The organism is Aquirhabdus sp., assembly GCF_046462495.1.
Classification (GTDB): Bacteria; Pseudomonadota; Gammaproteobacteria; order Pseudomonadales; family Moraxellaceae; genus Aquirhabdus.
The window spans coordinates 415,470-424,307 of the sequence record NZ_JBKGVE010000003.1 but is presented as its reverse complement, the minus strand read 5'-3'; the positions used below and the strand labels follow the sequence as shown (position 1 = coordinate 424,307).

At 48.2% G+C, this 8,838-nt stretch carries 7 protein-coding genes; 3 read left to right on the top strand and 4 right to left on the bottom strand.

The window, feature by feature from the left end:
* Positions 1-631: 631 nt before the first annotated feature.
* Positions 632-1,180 (bottom strand): DUF805 domain-containing protein, encoded by a 549-nt coding sequence (locus ACLHG7_RS03540; RefSeq protein ID WP_410209671.1) that lies wholly within the window; start codon positions 1,178-1,180, stop codon positions 632-634.
* 456 nt (positions 1,181-1,636) lie between these two features.
* Here ACLHG7_RS03540 and ACLHG7_RS03535 point away from each other — a divergent pair, with 456 nt between their 5' ends.
* From ACLHG7_RS03535 to ACLHG7_RS03525, 3 genes are all read left to right on the top strand, one after another.
* On the top strand, positions 1,637-3,619 hold the full coding sequence (locus ACLHG7_RS03535) for a phosphocholine-specific phospholipase C (RefSeq protein WP_410209670.1): 1,983 nt from the start codon (positions 1,637-1,639) through the stop codon (positions 3,617-3,619).
* A 154-nt stretch (positions 3,620-3,773) separates the two neighbouring features.
* Positions 3,774-4,787, top strand: a complete 1,014-nt coding sequence (locus ACLHG7_RS03530) for an AraC family transcriptional regulator (protein WP_410209669.1) — start codon at positions 3,774-3,776, stop codon at positions 4,785-4,787.
* Between the two features lie 89 nt (positions 4,788-4,876).
* The gene (locus tag ACLHG7_RS03525) at positions 4,877-5,509 is read left to right on the top strand and encodes a hypothetical protein (RefSeq protein ID WP_410209691.1); all 633 of its coding nucleotides are present in this window, start codon (positions 4,877-4,879) and stop codon (positions 5,507-5,509) included.
* A 105-nt stretch (positions 5,510-5,614) separates the two neighbouring features.
* Here ACLHG7_RS03525 and ACLHG7_RS03520 read toward each other — a convergent pair whose 3' ends face one another.
* From ACLHG7_RS03520 to cysW, 3 genes are all read right to left on the bottom strand, one after another.
* On the bottom strand, positions 5,615-6,541 hold the full coding sequence (locus ACLHG7_RS03520; RefSeq protein ID WP_114899818.1) for a CysB family HTH-type transcriptional regulator: 927 nt from the start codon (positions 6,539-6,541) through the stop codon (positions 5,615-5,617).
* Positions 6,542-6,778: 237 nt separating this feature from the next.
* The gene (locus tag ACLHG7_RS03515) at positions 6,779-7,837 is read right to left on the bottom strand and encodes a sulfate/molybdate ABC transporter ATP-binding protein (RefSeq protein WP_410209668.1); all 1,059 of its coding nucleotides are present in this window, start codon (positions 7,835-7,837) and stop codon (positions 6,779-6,781) included.
* Positions 7,838-7,910: 73 nt separating this feature from the next.
* On the bottom strand, positions 7,911-8,792 hold the full coding sequence (gene cysW, locus ACLHG7_RS03510; RefSeq protein ID WP_410209667.1) for a sulfate ABC transporter permease subunit CysW: 882 nt from the start codon (positions 8,790-8,792) through the stop codon (positions 7,911-7,913).
* Positions 8,793-8,838: the final 46 nt, after the last annotated feature.

Here is an 8,838-nt window from a genome sequence, read left to right as displayed (position 1 = left end):
AAAATATCAAAATCTCAAAATCTCAAAATCTAAAAATCTCAAAATCTCAAAATCTCAAAATCTCAAAATCTCAAAATCTCAAAATCTCAAAATCTCAAAATCTCAAAATCTCAAAATCTCAAAATCTCAAAATCTCAAAATCTCAAAAAAAGATCACTTCAAAGCGATGCTATTGACTATTCGAGTAGGAAGTGATTGGCTAAAGTGTATACGGGTACACATATAGTTCTAAACATCTTTTGATCTTTGGACTGATTAGGTGTGATAGTGAGATGTAATTCTCATAATTAATAATATTATCAATATCTTGTGAATTTTAACCAGATTGTAGTAAAGGCATGCTATTGTGCTTTCATCATCTGATGTAGTCTTTGGCTTACATGATGAGACGTGAATTGCTCTATTTTCAAAAGGGAATTTTGATAATAATAGCTTCACGGCACAGGGATGTCGGCAAGGATTGCCAGAGGGAAGGACAGCCGTAGGACGAAAACGTAAGTGGTTCATGATGAACTACAAACGGTATGGAAGCAATGACAGGATGTTGACATGTGGAACCCGCGCTATCAGGATGAGATTAGCGCGGGTTTTTTAATGCGCGCCGTTTGACCAGCGTTTTAAAGCCCTCTCATTATTTCTTCAGTAACACGCTCAGGATATCGAAGTGCTGGATATTGGGATTAAGAACCGCATACACGCCCAAAAATAACAACGAACCAAACAATAGCCCGCCCCATATCAATCCAAAGATCCCCTCCCACACGCTTGCATCACGTGGGCGACCATAGCGATTGCGTTCAGTCGAGCCGTGCGCAAGGACCAAGTACAACCAAAACAAAAAACCAATCACTGGAACATATACAATCAGACCGAGCCAACCTGTACGATTTAAATCATGCAAGCGACGGATCATAAAGACGTTACTCAAATAGAAAAAAATGATCAGCACAATCCACGACGGCCAAAACAGATAGGACAGGGTTGGCGGCTGATCGAGCATCGCTTCAGCACTGATGTTTCGGGAAACCAGCAGTGTATTGATCAGGACCACGATCAGGGCGATGAGGGTGAGTAGCCCAACCCAAGCCAAGTAGGAGAGTCTGGAAAACCGCCCTTGGATTGAAAACGGATAATCTGAAAATTTATTCTTCTGCCACATCTCTAAGCCCCCAAAAGCCATGATTGCGAATGCTTTGATTGTTATCGCGTGATGGCAATTCAGAGCGTATCACGCGTTATTCATTATGGATGAATCGTGTAAATTTTATCCATTTATATTCAGCGACGTAAAGCACCAGTTGAGATCAATGCCACTTTTTTTTGATGATTGCGCCGTTCTAAATGGATAATGAATAAAAGTGCGCACTTCCTTGCACATGAGTTTCTTTTGCAATGCACATTATTTTGCAGACATAGCTTAAAATGCAGACCTGATTTTCTTGTGTTTGAAAAATGTGGAGTATTGAGCTGAGATGAATTTGATGTGGATAAAAAAAGATTAATTTTAAACCATGCATTCACTTTGTGATGCTTGTCTCAGACTGATCATTAAATATTTTTCGACGTGACTTATGACACCGAGCTGTCATAAACCATGGGTTTAATACTCAAATTTTAATCAACAAGGATTTAAGGTATGGACAAGTTTTCACGTCGTCGCTTTTTGGGAAGCTCAGCAGCGATGATGGGCGCGGGTGTATTGCCCAGTGGTATTCAAGCCGCACTGGCTGCGCCTGCGATTGGTAGTTCATTGTCAGCGGTCAAACACGTCGTGATTTTCATGCAGGAAAATCGTTCGTTTGACCACTACTACGGTACCCTCAAGGGTGTGCGTGGATTCTCTGACCGTACCGCGTTTGTGCAAAGAAATGGCACCTCAGTGTTTAATCAAAAGAACGGCACCAACGTAGTTATGCCGTTTCATCTGGATACCGCAACGACTAGCGCGCAGTGCGTTGCCGATTTGGACCACTCGTGGTCAGGCACCCATAGCGCATGGGACAATGGCAAATATGACAACTGGGTTGCTGCTAAGTCGAGCCTGACCATGGGCTATTATCAGCGCGCTGATATTCCATTCCACTTTGCATTGGCTGATGCCTTCACGATCTGTGACCATTACTTCTGCTCACAAATGGGTCCAACCAATCCGAATCGCCTTTATCTGTGGTCTGGTATGGTTGATCCAACAGGCACAGGCGGTGGACCAATCACCAATAATAATGAGCCGGGTTTTACTTGGACAACCTACCCAGAGCGTCTGCAAAATGCAGGAGTCAGTTGGAAGGTCTATCAGGATACCGCTGATAACTATGACGACAATGCCTTGGCATGGTTTAAACAATACAAGAACGCACCAGCGGGTAACCCACTGCATGACCGCGGCATGGTTTCTGTGCCCAAGATCGCAGGCAACACCACCGTGCAAAATGTCGCCGCCGCGATTAAAGCCGATGTGTTAAACGGCACGTTACCGCAAGTATCATGGGTGGTCGCTCCTGAGTCTGCCTCTGAACATCCAAGCTCTTCCCCAGCCGCAGGTGCGGATATGATCAATCAGGTCTTAACGGCATTGACCGCTGATCCTACGGTGTGGGGTTCAACCGTGATGCTGCTGAATTATGATGAAAATGATGGTTTCTTTGACCATATCGTGCCACCTGTTCCACCCGCAGGCACTGCGGCAGAGTTTGTCGGCGGAGTGCCGATTGGACTAGGACCTCGCGTTCCGATGACTGTCGTTTCACCATGGAGCAAGGGCGGTTATGTTTGTTCTCAAGTGTTCGATCATACGTCGGTGATTCGTTTCCTTGAGACGTGGACAGGTGTGCAAGAGCCGAATATCTCTGCCTGGCGTCGTCAGGTGTGCGGCGACTTAACCTCAGCATTTAACTTCACCAGCAGCAGCGTGACGGTTCCTGCGATGCCGAATACCGGCACGCTGGCGACCCAAGCCGCAACACAGTGCTCAACACTGCCCGCACCGAAAGCACCAACCACGCCAAGTATGCCGATTCAGGAAAGTGGCACCCGTCCTGCTCGTGCGATTCCTTATCAGCCGAATGCGACTTCACGGGTGGAGAAGTCTACCGGACGCTTCTGGATTACTATGAGCAATATCGGCAACGAGTCTGTTCATCATTCAATCTACCCCAATAACTACCGCAGCGATGGTCCATGGCAGTACGATGTGAAGAATGGTTCGCCAGTTTCGGATTATTTCAGCGTGCAGACCTACGGTGCAGGCAAGTATGACCTGTCGGTTTATGGCCCCAATGGCTTCTTGCGTCGTTTTATTGGCGATATCAATGCCGCAGGTGCAGCTGTAGAAGTGACGTCTTCTTATGACTTCACCACCTCGGGTCAAGCCAAGCTGATCCTGACTATGACCAACAACAGCACCAATTCAGTCACCTTTACCGTCACTTCTAATGGCTATCGCGGTGATGGCCCTTGGACCTATACCCTGACCGCAGGTTCGACCTTAACCGATTACTGGAATGTCCAGCTTTATACCAACTGCTGGTATGATTTCACAGCCACCGTGAGCATTGATCCGCTCTTTTCACGTCGCTTTGTGGGGCATGTGGAGTTGGGGACTGAAAGTGTGTCGGGGTAATAGCTAATTCGGGTAAGTTAATAAAAAAGGATGGGCAATTGTTCATCCTTTTTTATTTTAGAATTTTTAACTCAATGGTGATTAAGGTTAACGTCTGCCTCATTTAATCCTATACTCTTCATCACCATACCCTTGTTAAGCACGATTTACACTCATGTCCCACCCCGCCATGACCAGTGACGCCGGCATCTTCCTGTGGATGACCTATCAAGCCATGCAAAAAGCCGGGCTGGATACGGCTGCGATCTTTTCGAGTGTCAATCTGCCGGATGAACCGCCAGACACGGGTGTACGCCGTAATAACTCCACCCAGCGGCGCTTCTGGGATGCGGCAGAGCGGATCAGTGGTGATCCGGACATTGGTCTCACGATTGGTGGACTCATGCCGCCGTTTCGCGGGCAGGTGCTGGAATACTTATTTTTAAGTAGCCCAACCTTTGGCGAAGGCATTATGCGGGCCATGCGTTATCACCGCTTACTGACCGATGCGCTAAAGTTTGAGCTTCGGATTGAAGACGATACCGCGATCCTGACCGGTTTTGATCATCCTGTACGCCATTATCAAGAATGCGCCGTTGCTATATTTTTACAGTTTTTCCGCTATATCTCCGAAGGCGCCTTTGCACCCAGCGAAGTCTGGTTGCACTATGAGCATGGTGCGGATGCGGCACGCTACACCGAGGTCTATGGTTGTCCAGTTCGCTTAGGCATGCCAGAAAGCAGTGTGCGGTTTGCTGCACATCAGCTCGAACGGGTCTCGCCTGCGGCAGAGCCCAAATTACTGCTGATGCATGAAGTTGTTGCCAAGCAATATTTAGGCGACCTTGAGAAGCGCGAACTGATCTATCAGGTTGAGCGCGAGCTCGGTGGTTTGCTGGAAGAGCGGCAGGCGACACTGGACATGGTCGCAGCCAAATTGGATAAAAGCGCACGGACTCTGCGTAGTGATCTTCAGCAGATTGGCACTAACTTTAATGATGTCATGGCTGCCTATCGTGAGCGTTTATCACGGCGACTGCTCTCCCGAACACAGCTGCCTCTGGACCAAATCATTTATTTAACGGGTTTTTCAGAGCCTTCGGCATTTGCGCGCGCGTTCAAGCGCTGGACTGGAGAAACCCCAACCGACTATCGCCATCGTAAGCAGAATTCAAACGACGTAGACTGAGTTGACATCTGGATTGACGGCTCTAGAGTCAAAGCGAATATGCAAAATGCCCCTAGAATCTTCTCATCGACAATGATGAGGCCATGATGATGTTGGGTTTTCCAGTTGGGGTTTTTGCGGCGAATGCGTTTGAGTGGTATGCCCATAAAGTATGGCTGCATGAGTTCCCGAGCAAATTTCGTAATAGTCCGTTTTTCACCCATATTGCCCACCATAAACGTGCGCGGCTCAATCAGTTTCATGATGCGGGCTATGCCGAGTCGATGTTTAAAAATAGTGAAATGTACAATGAAAAAACGGCGTTGATCGGGCTTGCGGTGACGAGTACTGTCTTTCTACCCGTTGCCCCGTTCTTTACCATGGGTTTGTATTACGGGATTTCACGCTACTGGCGCCTACATAGCAAAGCGCATCTGGATGCAGAGTGGGCCAAGCAAAATCTGCCATGGCACTATGAGCACCATATGAACAGTAATCAAAACGCCAATTGGTGCGTGACCCGCCCATGGTTTGATTACATCATGGGTACACGTGTGATCGGGGATGTGTCGATTGCCGAGACCAATCCGCTGGGCATGAAACTGCATCCGTGGGTCGAGCGTCCTGTTAATCGCATCGCGCGTCGTTTGATTCCCAAAGCTTATGTGTTGCTGGATGCACGCAGAGAAGAAGAGCAAGAAAACCAGCGTCTAGGCATTGAAGTGCCGATCATGGCGTCCTAAGACATCATGAATAAAAAAGCATGAATAAAAAAGCATGAATAAAAAAGCCCTCAATATTGTGAGGGCTTTTTTTATGTCGCTTAAAAGGACGACGCAAGAGGTGGTTTAAGCCACTTCAGACAGCGCTGCTTCACGCACCACCTTGATGTCGAGTTCAGAGTTGCACAGTTCGATAAACTTATAGGCAAATCCACGCAGCACATGGTTGCGGCGTACCGCAAGCAGGGTCACGTTTTCACCAAACAGCGAGGTTTCGATCTGCTGTAACCGACGGTCACGCTCAGGGTCAAAGGCGATGGATGCCACGATACCCACACCCATGCCGAGTTCAACATAGGTCTTGATCACGTCGGCATCCAGTGCTGACATCACGACATCAGGGGTCAGTTTGGCTTGTCTGAAGGTCTCGTCGATCTTGGAGCGACCAGTGAAACCACCGTGATAGGTGATCAGTGGCCAGTTGGCAAGGTCTGACAAGGTAATGGTTTTTTGCTGTGACAACTGATGACCTTGCGGCACGATCAAGCTGTGTTCCCAGCGGTAGTAGGGGAAAGACACCAGTTGTGGATAGCCCGTCAATGACTCGGTCGCAATACCAATATCCGCTTCGCCATGGGAGACCAATTCTGCAATTTCAACCGGACTGGCTTGTTGCAGGATCAGGTGCACCTTCGGGAACGCTTGTTTAAAGCGTGCCACGATTGGGGGCAACACATAACGCGCTTGAGTGTGCGTCGTGGCAATGATCAACTCACCCTCATTGGTGGAGGTGAAGTCGGCGGACAGACGCTTGATATTGTCCGCATCAATCAGCATGCGATCCACGATGCTCGACAGTGCCTGACCGGGTTCGGTCAAACCCAGTAGGCGTTTGCCTTTACGTACAAACAACTGCACGCCCAGCTCATCTTCCAGATCCTTGATGTGCTTACTCACACCGGATTGCGAGGTATAAAGAGCCGCCGCAGCTTCGGTGAGATTAAATTTTTGGCGAATCGTTTCGCGAATGATCCGTAGTTGTTGAAAGTTCATAATGTTTTGCTCTCATCTTATTTCGGTGGTTCTTTAAGCCGCACATCACGTCGATTGTTTGATTAAAAACATGCCACGTGATGTGCGGCTGCACAATCTACTTAGAATATAAAGTGCTTATAATCAATTTTCTTTATAGTAAATGATAATAAGCAATATTCTTCAAAAAATAATATTTCTATAACAATCTTGCATTTAACTGCTGTTAAAACAGTCAGCACACTTTAAAGCGTTGCTTTAATGTGGCTTATTTTCAAAAACATGCAGGTTGCGCGCGGTAATCCACACTTGCTGCTGGGGTTTTAGGTCCAGCTCTTTTAAGCGTTCTGCATCCAACGTGATTTCAATCACTTGTCCTTTGCTGTCGAGTACTTCGACATGGGTTTGTCCTGCAACCCACACCTCACGCAGCACAGTTGCTGCGAGCGTTGGGGTCGCCTGTGCTGAGGTCAGAATCTCCAGTTCATGTGGACGTGCAAAGGCGATCACGTTGCCTTGCTGATAGGAGACAGGCAGTGCCAGAGAGTCCTGATTGATCTGCAAGTGATGACCATCCACCTGACCTTCAAAGCGATTGGCTTGACCCAAGAAGTCAAATACAAACGGTGTGGCTGGCTTCTCATAGACTTCACGCGGGGTGCCGATCTGCTCAACTTTGCCTTGATTCATCACCACAATCTTGTCGGCCACTTCCAGCGCTTCTTCCTGATCATGGGTCACAAAGATCGAGGTAATGTGCAGTTCATCATGCAGGTTACGCAACCAGCGGCGCAGTTCTTTACGCACTTTGGCATCCAGCGCACCAAATGGCTCATCAAGCAGGAGTACACGCGGTTCAACTGCCAGTGCACGGGCAAGGGCGATACGCTGACGCTGTCCACCAGAAAGCTGGGCAGGGAAGCGATCGGCCAGAAAGCCCAATTGCACCAAGTCCAACAGTTGCAATACACGGCGTTTGATCTCGGTTTCATTTGGACGTGTGCTGCGTGGACGTACGCGCAGACCAAAGGCCACGTTGTCAAATACGGTCATATGGCGAAACAGCGCATAGTGCTGAAACACAAAGCCGACTTGACGCTGACGCACGTGGGTCGTGGTGGCGTCTTCACCTTCCAGCAGCACTTGTCCGTGATCAGCACTTTCCAGACCGGCGATGATGCGCAGTAAGCTGGTTTTACCACAGCCTGATGGGCCGAGTAGGGCAACCAGTTCTCCTTCCGGGAAATCGAGGGAGATGTCTTTTAACGCGTGAAACTCACCAAAAAACTTATCAATATTTTTAACTTGTATGCTCATAAGATTCTCTTCAATTCATGACTATCATTAATGGCGTCAGCGTCGATGCTGTATTGCAAATCCAGATCAGGTCTTATTCGGCTTTGGCATCACGACTAGCGCGGCTTTCAACCCAAGTTTTAATCACCAGCGTCACTAAAGCTAAGAAGGCCAATAGCGATGCGACGGCAAATGCAGCGCTGAAGTTGTATTCGTTATAGAGAATCTCAACTTGCAGTGGCAGGGTGTTGGTCTCGCCGCGAATGTGTCCGGATACTACCGATACCGCACCAAATTCCCCCATAGCCCGTGCATTACACAGAATCACCCCGTACAAGAGACCCCATTTGATATTCGGCAGGGTCACATGCCAGAAGGTCTGCCAGCCACTTGCACCCAGTACAATCGCGGCTTCTTCTTCTTCATTGCCTTGTGATTCCATGAGTGGAATCAACTCTCGTGCAACAAAGGGCACCGTGATAAACACCGTCGCCAGAATGATGCCGAGCGGGGTATAGATCACTTTAAAATCAATATGGCTGAGCCAATCGCCAAACCAACCGCGGGTGCCAAAGACCAAGACCAGCATTAAACCCGCAACCACCGGGGACACCGAAAACGGCAAGTCAATCAGGGTGGTGAGGAACGCCTTACCGCGGAACTGAAACTTGGCAATCGCCCATGCAGCGGCAATCCCAAAAATCACGTTCAAAGGCACCGCAATCACTGCGGTCAGTAATGTCAGTTTGACTGCCGACATCGTTTCAGGATCGACGATGGCCTGTAGATAGGTTTGCCAGCCATTTCGAAACGCTTCGACAAACACCAAAATCAGTGGCAACAGTAGACAAGACACAAAGAACACCAAGCTAATGGTTAAAATCAGGCCACGTAGCCAACCGGCTTCCCGTGTTGCGTCACTGCGCTCAAGGCGCTTGGCTAACTCATAGCTACCCAGTGAAGAGTTGATACTCATGGTTTATGCTCACAATTCACAATATTTTTATTTAATCAGTCGTTTA